Source organism: Pseudomonas sp. A-R-19 (assembly GCF_019956575.1).
Lineage (GTDB): Bacteria > Pseudomonadota > Gammaproteobacteria > Pseudomonadales > Pseudomonadaceae > Aquipseudomonas.
The window spans coordinates 1-13,258 of sequence record NZ_JAHBDR010000057.1; the positions used below are offsets into that span (position 1 = coordinate 1).

Sequence of the window (13,258 nt, forward strand, 5' to 3'; positions counted from 1 at the left end):
CATCATTTCCATGCTGATCACCCTGTGTTCTCCTGCTCAAAAATTGAGCAGAAGCAGTTGAACACCTGGGTCAGTTTTCAGTCGGCAGAACAGCCTTTACTGGGTCAGTTTTCGGTCAGCGGCAACACATACGCTCACAACTTTCAAATTCGACAAAGTATTAAGCCTCATATCAGACCATGGCCTCCTGCCATGGGGATTTTGCCGAGCTTGCCCAGCTTTGCGACTGCCGTCCACAGGGGTGCGGTATGACCTCCTTCAACCCCACCCCGATCGTTACCGCTTGCATTACTCAGTTCGGCCTAGACCTTGCCGGCGAGATCCGCGTCGACCTATTCGCTGGAGGCGGAGGCGCGACCATGGGCCAAGAAATGGCAACGGGTAAGGCGGTCGACATTGCGATCAATCACAACCCTAAAGCCATCAGCATGCACAAACGCAACCACCCAAGTGCCGAGCACTACATTACTGACGTGTACGAGGTCTGCCCGCGCAAGTCGACCCGTAACCGCCCAGTCGCTCACCTGCACGCCAGCCCTGAATGCAACATCATCTGCGACAAGTGCGATAAATCGCGCGCGCATGGCAACCACGAACAATGCAGCAAGCAGCGCCAGGCTGAAGGCATCGCACGGCGCGCGAAGGAGAATCAGTGATGGCCAATATCGAACCGGGGACGCTGCCCCACCCCGAAGTAGACAAGGTATCGGAAGAAGTCATGGCTCACATCCTGGGCATTTCATTCAGAGCACTCGCAACTCGGCGTGCCCGCAAACAGATACCCGAAGGCGTCTGGAACAAGCTCGGCAACCGCATCATGTACAGCAGAAAAAGGTATTACGAATGGGAAGAAGCACAATGGATTTGCCCAATGGAGTTGAACTCTTCCGCAAATCCCTCAGGATTCGTTTTACTTGGAACGGTACCCGCCGAAGCGAAACACTCCCCTTCCCCACGACGCAGAAAGGCATTAAAGCTGCATCCCAATTACGCGATCAAGTAGACAACCTGATCAAGCTCGGCCTCTTGGATGACGCCAAGTACGCCGAGCTGTTCCCCGGATCGACTACCCCACTCGGTGGCATTCCAAACTTCCACGAGTACGCACAGCTATGGCTTGATGGTCGGGTCATCGCTGAAGGTACTCGCAACAACTACAAGGGCGCACTCAATCTCTACTGGATTCCACCACTTGCCTTGGTACGCATCGACCTGATCACCACCACGCTCCTTCGCCGCATCATTGCGGCTACGGAGTGGACGTCCCCAGGTGTGCGACGCAATGCGCTGGTCAAACTCTCGACAATCCTTGAGGCGGCAGTTGCTGAAGAGCTGATCAAGAAAAATCCGGCCAAGATGATCGATCTCCCAAAACGGGGGCGCAAGGAGATCAACCCGTTTTCCCTGGACGAAGCCAACCGAATCATCGATCACCTGTACCAGACACAACATTGGCCCAGTGGAATTTACGCCGCATTCTTTGAGTTCGCGTTCTTCACCGGGCTTCGCCTGTCTGAAGTCGCCGCGCTCCGCTGGGATGCCATTGACCAAGTGAAACGCCAGGTTCATGTCTGCCGCACAGTGGCGTTGGGTGTTGTAGAAGAGCGCACCAAAACCGGAAAGGATCGGTTCGTGCTGCTGAACGAGCGAGCGCTGCACGCGCTGGAGTTTGCCCGCCAGTACGCCGAGCGCCGTGCCAAAGGCATTGGCAAGGTCAAGACCACGCCCTACGTGTTTCCGCCGTCGAAGAACAGCGAGTACATCAAACAGACCTCCGATCTGCACAAACAGTGGGGTCCGGCACTCAAAGCGCTGACGATGCCTTATCGACCGCCGTACAACTGCCGTCATACTTATGCGACAATATGCTTAATGTCCAACATGAACCCCGCATTCATCGCTCAGCAGCTTGGCCACAGTGTCCAAATGTTGCTGACGACGTATGCGCGTTGGCTCAACTCAAGCTCAGACTGGGCGGAGCTGGAAAAGCTCCAGATTGGTATCAAATCGGTATCAGGCAAAAAAGACCAGCTCTAACCCATTGATAGGTAAGGTAATTGATCTCCACAGCTAACATCACGATGCAGTTCGGCGCCAAGCCGCTCTTCGAAAACGTTTCGGTCAAGTTCAACGGTGGCAACCGTTACGGCCTGATCGGCGCCAACGGTTGCGGCAAGTCGACCTTCATGAAGATTCTCGGCAACGACCTCGAGCCGTCCGGCGGTCAGGTCATGCTGGAGCCGAACGTGCGCCTGGGTAAATTGCGCCAGGACCAGTTCGCCTACGAAGAATTCACCGTGATCGACACCGTGATCATGGGTCACGAAGAACTGTGGAAGGTCAAGGCCGAGCGCGACCGCATCTATTCGCTGCCGGAAATGAGCGAAGAAGACGGCATGGCCGTGGCCGAGCTGGAAACCGAATTCGCCGAAATGGACGGCTACACCGCCGAATCCCGCGCCGGTGAACTGCTGCTGGGCCTGGGTATTCCCCTGGAGCAGCATTTCGGTCCGATGTCCGAAGTGGCTCCGGGCTGGAAACTGCGGGTGTTGCTGGCTCAGGCACTGTTCTCCGATCCGGAAGTGCTGTTGCTCGACGAACCGACCAACCACCTGGACATCAACACCATCCGCTGGCTGGAAACGATCCTCAAGGCGCGTAACAGCACCATGATCATCATTTCCCACGACCGTCACTTCCTCAACAGCGTCTGCACTCACATGGCTGACCTGGACTACGGCGAGTTGCGTCTGTTCCCGGGCAACTACGACGAGTACATGACCGCGGCGACTCAGTCCCGTGAGCAATTGCTGTCGGACAACGCCAAGAAGAAAGCCCAGATCTCGGAACTGCAAACGTTCGTCAGCCGCTTCTCGGCCAACGCCTCGAAAGCCAAGCAGGCCACTTCCCGTGCCAAGCAGATCGACAAGATCCAGCTGGCCGAGGTCAAGCCATCGAGCCGCGTGAGCCCGTTCATCCGTTTCGAACAGACCAAGAAGTTGCACCGCCAGGCCGTGACCATCGAGCAGATGTCCAAGGGCTTCGACGGCAAGACCCTGTTCAAGAACTTCAGCTTCACCGTCGAAGCCGGCGAGCGCGTAGCGATCATCGGCCCGAACGGTATCGGCAAGACCACCCTGCTGCGCACCTTGATGGGTGAGCTGACCCCGGACGCCGGTTCCGTGAAATGGACCGAAAGCGCGGAGCTGGGCTACTACGCCCAGGACCACGCCCATGACTTCGAAGACGACGTCAGCCTGTTCGACTGGATGGGCCAGTGGACTCAGGGCGAGCAGGTCATTCGCGGCACCCTGGGCCGCATGCTGTTCTCCAACGACGAGATCCTCAAGTCGGTCAAGGTCATCTCCGGTGGTGAGCAAGGCCGCATGCTGTTCGGCAAGCTGATCCTGCAAAAGCCGAACGTACTGGTGATGGACGAACCGACCAACCACCTGGACATGGAATCGATCGAAGCGCTGAACCTGGCGCTGGAAAACTATCCGGGCACGCTGATCTTCGTCAGCCACGACCGTGAGTTCGTATCGTCCCTGGCCACCCGCATCATCGAGTTGAGCCCGAACGGCGTGACCGACTTCAGTGGCACCTACGACGACTACCTGCGTAGCCAGGGTGTGGTGTTCTAAAACAACCTCGCTGCACTTGTAGGAGCGAGCTCGCTCGCGATGGACGACAACGATAACGCGTGCAACCTGAATGAACGCGTTATCCAGACGTTTTTCGCGAGCGATCGAGCGTCGACCGGCTGCTCCTACAGTCGGGTTGCCCCTGAAATATCGTTAGCCTGCTTCCTTTTATCCCAACGCCGCGCCATGATGCAGTTCTCCCACCGCCGCCCGCGAACGAGCCCTCATGTCTGCGCCGCAAGCTGCCCCGCAAAGCTCCATGGCGATCACCTTGCAGATCGTCTCTATCGTTTTCTACACCTTCATTGCCTTCCTCTGCATCGGTTTGCCGATTGCGGTGTTGCCGGGTTATGTCCACGAACAGCTCGGGTTCAGCGCCGTCGTGGCCGGGCTGACCATCGGCTCGCAATACCTCGCCACCCTGCTCAGCCGGCCCATGGCCGGGCGGATGTCGGACAGCGTCGGCACCAAGCGCGCAATCATCTATGGCCTGTCGGGAATTGTGCTCAGTGGCGTGCTGACCTTGCTCTCGACCCTGTTGCAAGACATTCCCTTGCTCAGCCTGCTGATTTTGATCGCAGGGCGCTTGCTGCTGGGGATTGCCCAAGGCTTGATCGGCGTCGGCACCATCAGTTGGTGCATGGGCCAGGTTGGCGCCGAGCACACTGCGCGCTCGATATCCTGGAACGGCATCGCCTCTTATGGGGCGATTGCCATTGGTGCGCCGCTGGGCGTGGTGATGGTGCAACAACTCGGCTTCGCCAGCCTGGGCATCGTCCTGTCGCTGCTGGCCCTGGCCGCACTGATGCTGATTCGCAACAAGCCCTCGGTACCCGTGGTACGCGGTGAGCGCCTGCCGTTCTGGGCGGTATTCGGGCGCATTGCGCCGTTTGGCGCGAGCCTGAGCCTGGCATCCATTGGCTACGGCACGCTGACGACCTTTATCACCCTGTATTACGTCAATCGCGGCTGGACCGGCGCGGCCTACTGCCTGACCGTGTTTGGCGTGTGTTTCATTCTATCGCGGCTACTGTTCATTTCCGCCATCAGCCGTTTCGGCGGGTTCACCTCGGCCATTGCCTGCATGTGCATCGAGACGGTTGGCCTGGTGTTGCTGTGGCTGGCTCCTTCGACCGGGTATGCGCTCATTGGCGCCGGCCTGACCGGGTTCGGTCTGTCCCTGGTGTACCCGGCGCTGGGTGTCGAAGCCATTAAACAGGTGCCTAACTCCAGCCGGGGCGCGGGCTTGAGTGCTTATGCGGTGTTTTTCGACCTGGCGCTGGCAATCGCCGGCCCGTTGATGGGTGCAGTGGCGTTGAACCTGGGTTACGGGTGGATTTTCTTCTGTGCGGCGTTGTTGTCGGTGACAGGTTTGGGCCTGACGTTGCTGCTCAAGCGCCGCGCAATGGTGTAGGAGCGAGCTTGCTCGCGATAGCGGTCTGACGGTAACTAATGTGGCGCAGGTGCCACCGCCTTCGCGAGCAAGCCCGCTCCCACAGGATATCTGGCGCATTACTGATCGGCGGTCTGCATCCCGGCGCGGGTCGCCCTGCCCAAAGTACGCGAGAAGAAACTTCCGGCTTCAGAGATCAAATTGCGGTGAATGTCTTGCCGATCGACACCATCGGCATCGGTGCACAATGCGGGCATGATCGCAATCTGCTCGTCATTGCACGGCGCCATGAATACGAAGTGCCCTGCCCCGGCCAGTAACTTGAAGTCCGGCGCTGTCGGCAGTTTGCGCGCCAGGGCTGCGGCGTTCTTGTCGACCGCCACCAGTTTGTCGCCATCGCCGCTGTAAAGCAGCACCGGCACATGCACATCGGCCAAGGTGTGACGGCCGAACTTCAGGCTCAGCGGCGCCATCAGCATCAAGGCATGGACACGCGGATCGGCCACCGGTTGCAGGTCGTCGCGGTCGACAATCAGTTCGCCCTGGGTGTTGCAGGCATCGCGGTCATCCGGACGCTCCTGGCAATAACGGCGCAGGCGATCCAGGTCCGGTGTCGCGCCGGACAGAATCAATGCGGTCTCGCCACCGGCCGAATAGCCAATGACCCCCACCTGATTGGCATTGACGAAAGGCGACAGCATGCGGTCGCCCAAAGTCGCGGTTATGGCTTCGGAAATCTGGATCGGTCGACCATACAGGTTACTCAAAGTACCGAGGCGGCTGTGGTCCCTGGAGTTGTCACCCGGGTGGATCACTGCCACCACGACAAAGCCCTTGCGTGCCAGAGAGGTGGCGAGGTCGTGCAACGCCAGTGGCGTGCCGGTGTTCCCGTGGGACAGCATCAGCATGGGGAAGCGGCCAATGGCGACCTTGGTGTCCTCCCCGGCTTCGACGGTGTAACCCTCGAGTTTGCTGGTGTGCTCCCAGTCACTGGAAGGATAGAAGGCGATGGCGCGCATCGGCTGCAGGTCCAGCGGATCGAGAAAGGTCATCTCATGGAAGCCGACGCTCCAGTGAGGATGCGGCGCAGGCGCGGCGTGCACTGTATTCAGGCTGCTGAGCAGGCAAATCAGTAAAGTTGCACAAAGACGCACCATGGGATGCCCCACCTTGTTACCGGACTTGAGACGTAGACCCTGGAAAGCATAAGTCGGGCCACAATCTGAAACGACCAGAAACAAAAAACTCCGTAGCTGGTACTTGCGTAACCAGAATACAGAGTTTTTTGGGGCATTACCTGAACGGTTGCTTACTTTTACGCAAGCCTTACGCGGCGGCGAACAACTGCTCGCTGATTTGCGCGTGGGCAGCGCTCATGGCTTTGTTGCGCACGTCGTCACCGTAAGCCAGGCCTTCGGCGCGGACGATTTCGATGTCGGTGACGCCGATGAAACCGAACAGCAACTTCAAGTATTCTTCGTGGGCAACACCGGTTGCCTGACCGGCGTGCATACCGCCAGACGTCGAGACGATCACCACTTTCTTGCCGCCGCACAGGCCTTCAGGGCCCGCTTCGGTGTAGCGGAAGGTCTGACCGGCAACGGCGATACGGTCGATCCAGGCCTTCAACTGAGTCGGGATGGTGAAGTTGTACATCGGTGCGGCAATCACCACGGCATCGGCGGCGAGGAATTCGGCCAGGGTCGAGGCACTCAGTTCGGCTTCGTGCTGTTGTGCGGCGTCGCGCAGTTCAGCAGTGGTGCCGGCGGCAACCAGGGTGTTGGCCGAGAAGTGGCTGATCGCGTCGGCGGCCAGGTCACGGTAGGTCACCACGGCGGTTGACTCGGCGGCTTGCCAGGCCTTGACGACTTCACCGCTCAACTGACGGGAAGCCGAGTTGTCGCCCAGGATGCTCGAATCGATATGCAGCAGTTTCATGTGGGATCTCCAGGTGAGGATCGCCCACAAGGGCGATCTGATGGGACTAATCCTACAGACGAAACCAATAGCTGATTAGACGGCAACAATGCGATAGTTCGTCTCACAGATAGAACAATCGGATTCACATCATGCAAGACCTCAACGACCTGTATTACTTCGCCAAAGTCGTGGAAGCCGGGGGATTCGCGGCAGCCGGGCGTTTGCTGGGCATCCCCAAGTCCCGACTGTCACGTCGCATCGCCGAACTGGAAGAACGCCTTGGCGCACGATTACTGCAACGCACCACCCGACAGCTGAAACTGACTGCCGTGGGTGAACGCTACCTCAGGCACTGTCAGGCGATGCTGCTGGAGGCGGAAATGGCCGACGAGGCCGTGGCCAGCATGTCCAGCGAGCCCCGTGGACGCTTGCGGGTGTCCTGCCCGGTCGGGCTGGCCCACGAAATATTGCCGGGGGTGATCAGCGACTTTCTGGAGCGGTTTCCGCAAGTCCAGCTGGAGGTCATGCTGCTCAACCGCCGGGTCGACTTGGTAAACGAAGGCATTGACGTGGCCCTGCGCGTGCGGGAACTGGGCGACGAAGACCCGCTGCTGGTCACCCGCCGCCTGCGCCAGGCGCAGATGCTGATGGTCGCCAGCCCCGCTTTTCTCGTTGGCCGCGAGATCAATCATCCCGAGGATCTGAAAAGCCTGCCGGTACTTGGTGCCCTCGAACCCGACCGCATGGTGCACATCCGCATGCTGGATCAAAAGGGTAAAAGTTGTGAACTCGCGCTCGAGGCACGGCTGGGCATCGACGACTTTATCGTGCGCAAGGCCAGCACCCTATCAGGTCTGGGCTTTACGATGCTGCCCATGATGTATTGCGAGCAGGAACTGGAAAACGGCTCGCTGGTACAGTTGTTACCCGACTGGTCGTTGCCCGGTGGCTGGCTGCAAGCGGTCTATCCTCATCGACGCGGAGTGATGCCGGCGGTACGCGCCTGGATTGACCATTTGGTCGAATCCTTCAATGCCTGTGGGGAAAGATTGTTATGAAAGCTGGACGGATGAGCGAAGAGGATGTCGCGAAGTATTGCCTGACCCTGCCCGGCGCTCGGGAAGACTATAAATGGGGAGGCGTGCGGGTGTTTTCGATTGCCGGGAACAAGATGTTCGCCTTGCAGGGGTTACGGGGTGATTCCCTGGCCTTCAAGGTCGACAAGGACTTGTTTCTCGGCCATTGCGACCGCCCGGGGATTCATCCGGCGCCTTATCTGGCGCGCGCGCAGTGGATCATCATGGAAACGCCCTACCCGCTCGGTAGCGAAGAACTACAGGGTTTGCTGCAGCGCTCCCATCAATTGGTGGTGAGCAGACTGCCAAAGCGGACTCAAGTCGGACTCCTGTTATAAAGCCTTCTTTATCAGAACAAGGCGAACAGGTTTGCGCCGAGGAACAGGTGATCGATCCAGAACACTTGGTGCAGCAGCACGATGAGCCAGAACACCAACTGAAACGACACCTTGCGCGTTTTGTGTCGAAACGCTTGCTGGGCCAACAACGCCCCGGGCCAGCCTCCGGCGAGTTCCAGCGCATGCAGGACATTCTCCGGTGTGCGCCATTGCTCGGCGCGCGCCTTGCGCTTGTCGCTCCAGTACAGGAAAAACGTCACGACGCTGACGATGCCGTAGGCCGCCAGGGGAATCAGAGACTCCCCATGCAGCCAGAACGACACCGAACCCGACAGCGGCAACGCGCACAGGATGGCAAACACCAGCCACTTCAGCCGTGGATAACGGACCTGTCCCCCGGACTGGCGTCCGGGGTTATTGCGCGAGCGCGAGTCACTCACGGCTTGGCCGCGCTCCAGTCAACCCAGCCGAATTGCCAGGTCGCCAGGATGATCAGGCCGAACACGATGCGATACCAGGCAAACGCCGCATAGCTGTGGTTGGCGATGAACTTGAGCAGCCCGCGGACGGCAATCATCGCGAAGATGAACGCGGTGACGAAGCCGATCGCGAACACCGGGAAATCCGCCGGGACAAACAGGTGGCGGTATTTATAACCCGAGTACACCGCCGCGCCGACCATGGTAGGCATCGCCAGGAAGAACGAGAACTCGGTAGCGGTCTTGCGCGACAGGCCGAACAGCAACCCGCCGATGATCGTCGAGCCCGAACGCGAAGTGCCCGGAATCATGGCCAGGCATTGGGCGAAGCCAACTTTCAGGGCATCTTTCCAGGTGATGTCGTCCACGGTTTCGGCGTGCACTTCATGCTGACGGCGCTCGGCCCACAGCATGATGATGCCGCCTATGACCAGTGCCGTTGCCACGGTGATCGGATTGAACAGGTACTCGTGGATCAGGTCGGCGAAAATGACGCCCAACACCACGGCCGGCAAGAATGCGATCAACAGATTCGCGGTAAACCGCCGGGCAGCCGGCTGGGTCGGCAGGCCGATGACCACGTCGAAGATCTTGCGGCGAAACTCCCACACCACCGCCAGGATGGCACCCAGTTGAATGATGATGTTGAACGCCATCGCCCGCTCGCCGCCGAAGCCGAGCAAGTCGGCCACGATGATCTGGTGGCCCGTACTGGAAATGGGCAGGAACTCGGTCAGCCCTTCTACAACCCCAAGAATCAATGCCTGAAAGGCGGTCCAAAGATCCATCAATCCCCCAAAAGGCTATGCGCGCCGGCATGCCCCGTTAGTATTTTTCAAAAACTTACAATGCGACCAGCGTAGCTGATCCCCCGCGCCTCAATGATCACCACAGAACCGTAAAAACCCTGTGAAAAAACCACCCTGAGTCGGGTTTATCCGTGCGGGGCCGAAATCCTATCAGACAAGTCCGATCGACGGTTACAATCCGCCCCCTTCTTCATTTTTCCCCAAGGAACCTCCATGTCCGGGCTTGAACTGTTTGCCGCCGCCCTCGGTGTCATTGCCGTCTGGCTGACAGTCAAACAGAACCCCTGGTGCTGGCCCATCGGCCTGGTCATGGTGCTGCTATACAGCTGGATCTTTTTTGAGGTGAAGCTGTATTCGGACATGCTGCTGCAAATCGTCTATGCCGCCTTGCAACTTTACGGCTGGTGGCAGTGGACGCGGGTGGGTGAAACGACCCATGGCCGCGAAGTCAGCCGGCTCGACGCTCGATCCGTGGTGTTGAGCCTTGCCATTGGCGCAGTCGGCAGTCTGTTGCTGGGGGCGGCCATGGCCCACTGGACCGATGCCGCGCAACCCTGGCTCGATGCGGCGCTGACCGGGTTCAGCCTGGTGGCGCAAGTCTGGATGGCGCAAAAACGCGTGCAGTGCTGGCCGTTGTGGATCGCCCTGGATGTGATTTTCGTCGGGCTGTTCATCTATAAGGACCTGTACCTGACCGCCACCCTGTATGGGCTGTTCGCCGTTATCGCCGTACAGGGCTGGCGCGAATGGCGCGCCGATCCGGCATTGCGCGCATGAAAGTCCTGGTCCTCACAGGCCCCGAATCCAGCGGTAAAAGCTGGCTGGCGGCGGAGTTGCAACAGCGTTTCGGCGGGATTCTGGTTGACGAGTATGTGCGCTGGTTCATTGAGCAGAATCCGCGGGACACCACGCTGGCCGACATCACGCCCATCGCCCGCGGTCAATTGGCATGGGAAGACCAGGCGCGGGCGCAACAACCGCCTTTGCTCATCCTCGACACGCACCTGCTGAGCAACATCCTCTGGAGTCACACCCTGTTTGGCGAATGCCCCGTCTGGATTGAGCAAGCATTACTGGACCGGCATTACGACTTGCACTTGCTGCTGTCGCCGGAACACGTCGACTGGACGGATGACGGCCAGCGTTGCCAGCCCCGATTGAGTGAGCGCCAGGCTTTTTTCGAGCAGACCCTCACGTGGCTTGAGCGCCACGCACAACCGGTTCAAGTACTGCGCGGAGATTGGGCGCAACGCCGACTCCAGGCACTGAATGCCGTGACCCGATTGCTCGACGCCTGACCGGCGTTTGGGGCATTTTCCCCATCCTCCCCCTGCTGTGGGGGGGAAAGTGTCCGATCCTGAAACAACCTCCCTGCCTGAAACTACCCATTTCAACGCCCTGCCTCGTTTGCTCACCAATGTGTTAAGGCGTTGTTACAAAAACGCTAGAACCCTTGTTCCAGAGGGGTTGCTCCGCAATTACGGGTTGCCTGCGCAGGGTTTTGTCTCACCGTTGGTACACCCTCGACAAAAGGTTCCCGATCCAAGTCTGTAAGCCATTGAATCAACTCGATATTCAAAAGGCGGCACAGCTTTCGCTCTATGCCTTACACAGCTGACCGGGGCCAGCTTACAAATGAAGGAATGAATGTCGTGGAGATATTCAAAAAAAAAGGCTTGATGTGCCTCCTGCTGATCGCGAGCGCTGCCGGCACTGTTCTCAGTTTCAACGTTCAAGCCGAAGGCAACGGTGTCATCGTGCTTGATCGTACCGTTCACCCAACGCTCATCGGTCGCAGTGGCGGCAGGGATCCGAACCCGGCCACCATCAGTGCCAATCCTTCTGCCCGCGTCACCGGCGAACTCAGCGACGCCGATATCGCCGGGGTAACCACCGGAACGACCCCTCATAACAACTTCGGGCAAAACCCGGGCGGCATGCAAGGCCTGAATGTCGTCACCAACCCCAACGGTTTGCCTGGCATGTCCGTCGGACACGGTGGTGGCAGTGGCGGCGCCATTTCCGGAACAATCAACCGCGCCATGAGCACCGGCCTGGGCTCACTGGGCAGAATGGCGGGGGGGCAATGAGATGGATCGTTCCCTTCTTTTACCTGCCCTGTTAACTGCCCTGCTACTTGCCCTGCTCGGCAGCACCAGCGTGATGGCCGATTCGGGCGTCAGCTCGGTGAACAACGCCACCCTCCTGGATTCCGGTGCCCAATACCGAGGTAACTTCAGCGTCAACCAGGCGGCAGGTGATCAACAGCAGCAGGCCAACGTCCGCGCGATCGCCATTGGTACCGAAGTCGGCGCGACCACCAGCGTCAGGCAGAAAATCACCACGCCCGCCAATCCGTCGATGGATGCGACGGCCAATATCGGCGGCACCTCTTTCAGTAATGGCAACGGCGTACTGGGCGTCAACCAGAGTGCCGGGGCGAACAACCAGATGGCCAACGCCCTGCGTATCAGCATCGGCGCTGCACCGCAAGCCATCGACGACAGCACTCTTTCTCAACAGAACGTGGCGTTGCTACCGGGCTCGGGAGCAACTGGCACACCAAACGGCAGTCGCCAGGTCGTGACGAGCGACCAGGCCTTCACTGGCAGCCGGGGCGTGATCCAGGTGAACCAAAGTGCCGGGGTGGGGAACCGAATGGCTAACACCCTGAGTATCCGGGTCTCTGACTGACCCCCGATACAGTGCGAATGGGGAAGTACCAACACTTGACCAACAAATGAGCACGGAGAATCACCATGAACCCGACAACTGCTCTCAAACCACTGGCTTTCGCCCTGGCAGCAGTGATGGCATTCGCAGCCCAGGCTGATCCCGTGCAGGGCAATGGACAGGGCGGCAACCAACAGCCTAATGGCCCGTCGCTGGATCAGATTCTGCAGATTACCTCAGGCGCCGGGGCCGCCGTGCTGGACTCGCAGGAAAGCAGTGACAGCGGGGTAGTGAACCGGGGTACCAAAAACGACGCCATAATCGATAACTCCCTGAACAACTCCAACGGCAACATGGGCGCCAACGTTGCAGCCGGTAACGGCAACCAGCAAGACAACGCCGCCGCCCTTGCCACCGCGGACGAAGCCTTCATCTTCGGCTCCGCCGTCACCGTCTCCAGCGCGACTCAGAAGAGCACCGGCAACACCGCCAGGAACCACTCCAACACCAACAACACAACGCTCAATAACGCTGGCAACAGCGGTTCCGGCAACATCGGCATCAATGTGACCACCGGCGACTTCAACCAACAGAAAAACAACCTGGCGATTGCCGTTTCGGGCGGCCGTGTAGCAGTTGCCGCAGCGGCGGCTAACCAAAGCACGTCCGGGCTGAACGTCACCAACAACGCCAGGACTGATTTCGTACCCGTGGGCGTACTCGGTCTGTCCGGCATAACCACTCAACAAGTGATGACGCTGGAAGGCTGGAAACCCCCTGTAACCAACAATGCTTCGATCACGAGCTCGATGAACAACTTCTCCGGCAACGGCGGAGCCAACGTATCGTCCGGCGTCGGCAACCAGCAAAGCAACTCGCTGTCCATCGCCGCAGGCTGCAAATCATGCCCATAATCGCGACCGTCA

Annotated in this window: 17 protein-coding genes; 13 read left to right on the forward strand and 4 right to left on the reverse strand. The window is 59.1% G+C overall.

Annotation, left to right across the window (positions count from 1 at the left end; translation table 11 throughout):
- The 6 genes from KGA88_RS15415 to KGA88_RS15440 all read left to right on the forward strand — a co-directional run.
- The coding region (locus KGA88_RS15415; protein WP_223592299.1) for a hypothetical protein at positions 1-252 on the forward strand (252 nt) is incomplete at its 5' end.
- Positions 249-656, forward strand: a complete 408-nt coding sequence (locus KGA88_RS15420; RefSeq protein ID WP_223592301.1) for a hypothetical protein — start codon at positions 249-251, stop codon at positions 654-656. The genes KGA88_RS15415 and KGA88_RS15420, both read left to right, overlap by 4 nt.
- Entirely contained in the window at positions 656-1,003 is a 348-nt protein-coding gene (locus KGA88_RS31570; RefSeq protein WP_223592303.1) for a hypothetical protein, read from the forward strand. The genes KGA88_RS15420 and KGA88_RS31570 overlap by 1 nt, the downstream gene beginning before the upstream one ends.
- Positions 904-2,037: a tyrosine-type recombinase/integrase gene (locus KGA88_RS15430; RefSeq protein ID WP_223592424.1), complete on the forward strand. Its 1,134-nt coding sequence runs from the start codon at positions 904-906 to the stop codon at positions 2,035-2,037. Before KGA88_RS31570 ends, KGA88_RS15430 begins: the two co-directional genes overlap by 100 nt.
- A gap of 20 nt (positions 2,038-2,057) precedes the next feature.
- Complete coding sequence (locus tag KGA88_RS15435; RefSeq protein WP_103393275.1) at positions 2,058-3,644, forward strand: ABC-F family ATPase; 1,587 nt, start codon at positions 2,058-2,060, stop codon at positions 3,642-3,644.
- Positions 3,645-3,870: 226 nt separating this feature from the next.
- A complete protein-coding gene (locus KGA88_RS15440; protein WP_223592305.1) occupies positions 3,871-5,058 on the forward strand; it encodes an MFS transporter in 1,188 nt (395 codons plus the stop codon).
- A 98-nt stretch (positions 5,059-5,156) separates the two neighbouring features.
- Here KGA88_RS15440 and KGA88_RS15445 read toward each other — a convergent pair whose 3' ends face one another.
- Positions 5,157-6,194 (reverse strand): alpha/beta hydrolase family protein, encoded by a 1,038-nt coding sequence (locus KGA88_RS15445; RefSeq protein WP_103393273.1) that lies wholly within the window; start codon positions 6,192-6,194, stop codon positions 5,157-5,159.
- Between the two features lie 169 nt (positions 6,195-6,363).
- Positions 6,364-6,975 (reverse strand): FMN-dependent NADH-azoreductase, encoded by a 612-nt coding sequence (locus KGA88_RS15450; RefSeq protein WP_223592307.1) that lies wholly within the window; start codon positions 6,973-6,975, stop codon positions 6,364-6,366.
- A gap of 131 nt (positions 6,976-7,106) precedes the next feature.
- Here KGA88_RS15450 and KGA88_RS15455 point away from each other — a divergent pair, with 131 nt between their 5' ends.
- Together KGA88_RS15455 and KGA88_RS15460 are read left to right on the forward strand one after the other, a co-directional pair.
- On the forward strand, positions 7,107-8,015 hold the full coding sequence (locus KGA88_RS15455; RefSeq protein WP_223592315.1) for a LysR substrate-binding domain-containing protein: 909 nt from the start codon (positions 7,107-7,109) through the stop codon (positions 8,013-8,015).
- The gene (locus KGA88_RS15460; RefSeq protein WP_110661088.1) at positions 8,012-8,371 is read left to right on the forward strand and encodes an MmcQ/YjbR family DNA-binding protein; all 360 of its coding nucleotides are present in this window, start codon (positions 8,012-8,014) and stop codon (positions 8,369-8,371) included. Before KGA88_RS15455 ends, KGA88_RS15460 begins: the two co-directional genes overlap by 4 nt.
- A gap of 11 nt (positions 8,372-8,382) precedes the next feature.
- Here the strand turns inward: KGA88_RS15460 and KGA88_RS15465 are convergent, their stop codons facing one another.
- A complete protein-coding gene (locus KGA88_RS15465; RefSeq protein ID WP_110661089.1) occupies positions 8,383-8,811 on the reverse strand; it encodes a DUF1294 domain-containing protein in 429 nt (142 codons plus the stop codon).
- A complete protein-coding gene (locus tag KGA88_RS15470; protein WP_223592318.1) occupies positions 8,808-9,638 on the reverse strand; it encodes an undecaprenyl-diphosphate phosphatase in 831 nt (276 codons plus the stop codon). Before KGA88_RS15470 ends, KGA88_RS15465 begins: the two co-directional genes overlap by 4 nt.
- Positions 9,639-9,872: 234 nt before the next feature.
- Between KGA88_RS15470 and pnuC the strand changes: the two genes are divergently transcribed.
- The 5 genes from pnuC (at position 9,873) to KGA88_RS15495 (ending at position 13,246) form a co-directional block, all read left to right on the forward strand.
- On the forward strand, positions 9,873-10,436 hold the full coding sequence (gene pnuC, locus KGA88_RS15475; protein WP_110661091.1) for a nicotinamide riboside transporter PnuC: 564 nt from the start codon (positions 9,873-9,875) through the stop codon (positions 10,434-10,436).
- Positions 10,433-10,957, forward strand: a complete 525-nt coding sequence (locus tag KGA88_RS15480) for an AAA family ATPase (protein ID WP_223592320.1) — start codon at positions 10,433-10,435, stop codon at positions 10,955-10,957. Before pnuC ends, KGA88_RS15480 begins: the two co-directional genes overlap by 4 nt.
- 345 nt (positions 10,958-11,302) lie before the next feature.
- Positions 11,303-11,749 (forward strand): hypothetical protein, encoded by a 447-nt coding sequence (locus KGA88_RS15485; RefSeq protein ID WP_223592329.1) that lies wholly within the window; start codon positions 11,303-11,305, stop codon positions 11,747-11,749.
- Between the two features lies 1 nt (position 11,750).
- The gene (locus KGA88_RS15490; RefSeq protein WP_223592339.1) at positions 11,751-12,353 is read left to right on the forward strand and encodes an adhesin; all 603 of its coding nucleotides are present in this window, start codon (positions 11,751-11,753) and stop codon (positions 12,351-12,353) included.
- A gap of 65 nt (positions 12,354-12,418) precedes the next feature.
- Positions 12,419-13,246, forward strand: coding sequence for a heme utilization protein (locus KGA88_RS15495; RefSeq protein WP_110662174.1), 828 nt, complete (start codon positions 12,419-12,421; stop codon positions 13,244-13,246).
- Positions 13,247-13,258 lie beyond the last annotated feature (12 nt).

Bases quoted from the DNA above. Each gene is read 5' to 3' on its own strand.
- KGA88_RS15420 (WP_223592301.1), top strand. From the start codon at position 249: ATGACCTCCTTCAACCCCACCCCGATCGTTACCGCTTGCATTACTCAG.
- KGA88_RS31570 (WP_223592303.1), top strand. From the start codon at position 656: ATGGCCAATATCGAACCGGGGACGCTGCCCCACCCCGAAGTAGACAAG.
- KGA88_RS15440 (WP_223592305.1), top strand. From the start codon at position 3,871: ATGTCTGCGCCGCAAGCTGCCCCGCAAAGCTCCATGGCGATCACCTTG.
- KGA88_RS15445 (WP_103393273.1), bottom strand. From the start codon at position 6,194: ATGGTGCGTCTTTGTGCAACTTTACTGATTTGCCTGCTCAGCAGCCTG.
- KGA88_RS15450 (WP_223592307.1), bottom strand. From the start codon at position 6,975: ATGAAACTGCTGCATATCGATTCGAGCATCCTGGGCGACAACTCGGCT.
- KGA88_RS15455 (WP_223592315.1), top strand. From the start codon at position 7,107: ATGCAAGACCTCAACGACCTGTATTACTTCGCCAAAGTCGTGGAAGCC.
- KGA88_RS15460 (WP_110661088.1), top strand. From the start codon at position 8,012: ATGAAAGCTGGACGGATGAGCGAAGAGGATGTCGCGAAGTATTGCCTG.
- KGA88_RS15470 (WP_223592318.1), bottom strand. From the start codon at position 9,638: ATGGATCTTTGGACCGCCTTTCAGGCATTGATTCTTGGGGTTGTAGAA.
- pnuC (WP_110661091.1), top strand. From the start codon at position 9,873: ATGTCCGGGCTTGAACTGTTTGCCGCCGCCCTCGGTGTCATTGCCGTC.
- KGA88_RS15480 (WP_223592320.1), top strand. From the start codon at position 10,433: ATGAAAGTCCTGGTCCTCACAGGCCCCGAATCCAGCGGTAAAAGCTGG.
- KGA88_RS15485 (WP_223592329.1), top strand. From the start codon at position 11,303: ATGAATGTCGTGGAGATATTCAAAAAAAAAGGCTTGATGTGCCTCCTG.
- KGA88_RS15490 (WP_223592339.1), top strand. From the start codon at position 11,751: ATGGATCGTTCCCTTCTTTTACCTGCCCTGTTAACTGCCCTGCTACTT.
- KGA88_RS15495 (WP_110662174.1), top strand. From the start codon at position 12,419: ATGAACCCGACAACTGCTCTCAAACCACTGGCTTTCGCCCTGGCAGCA.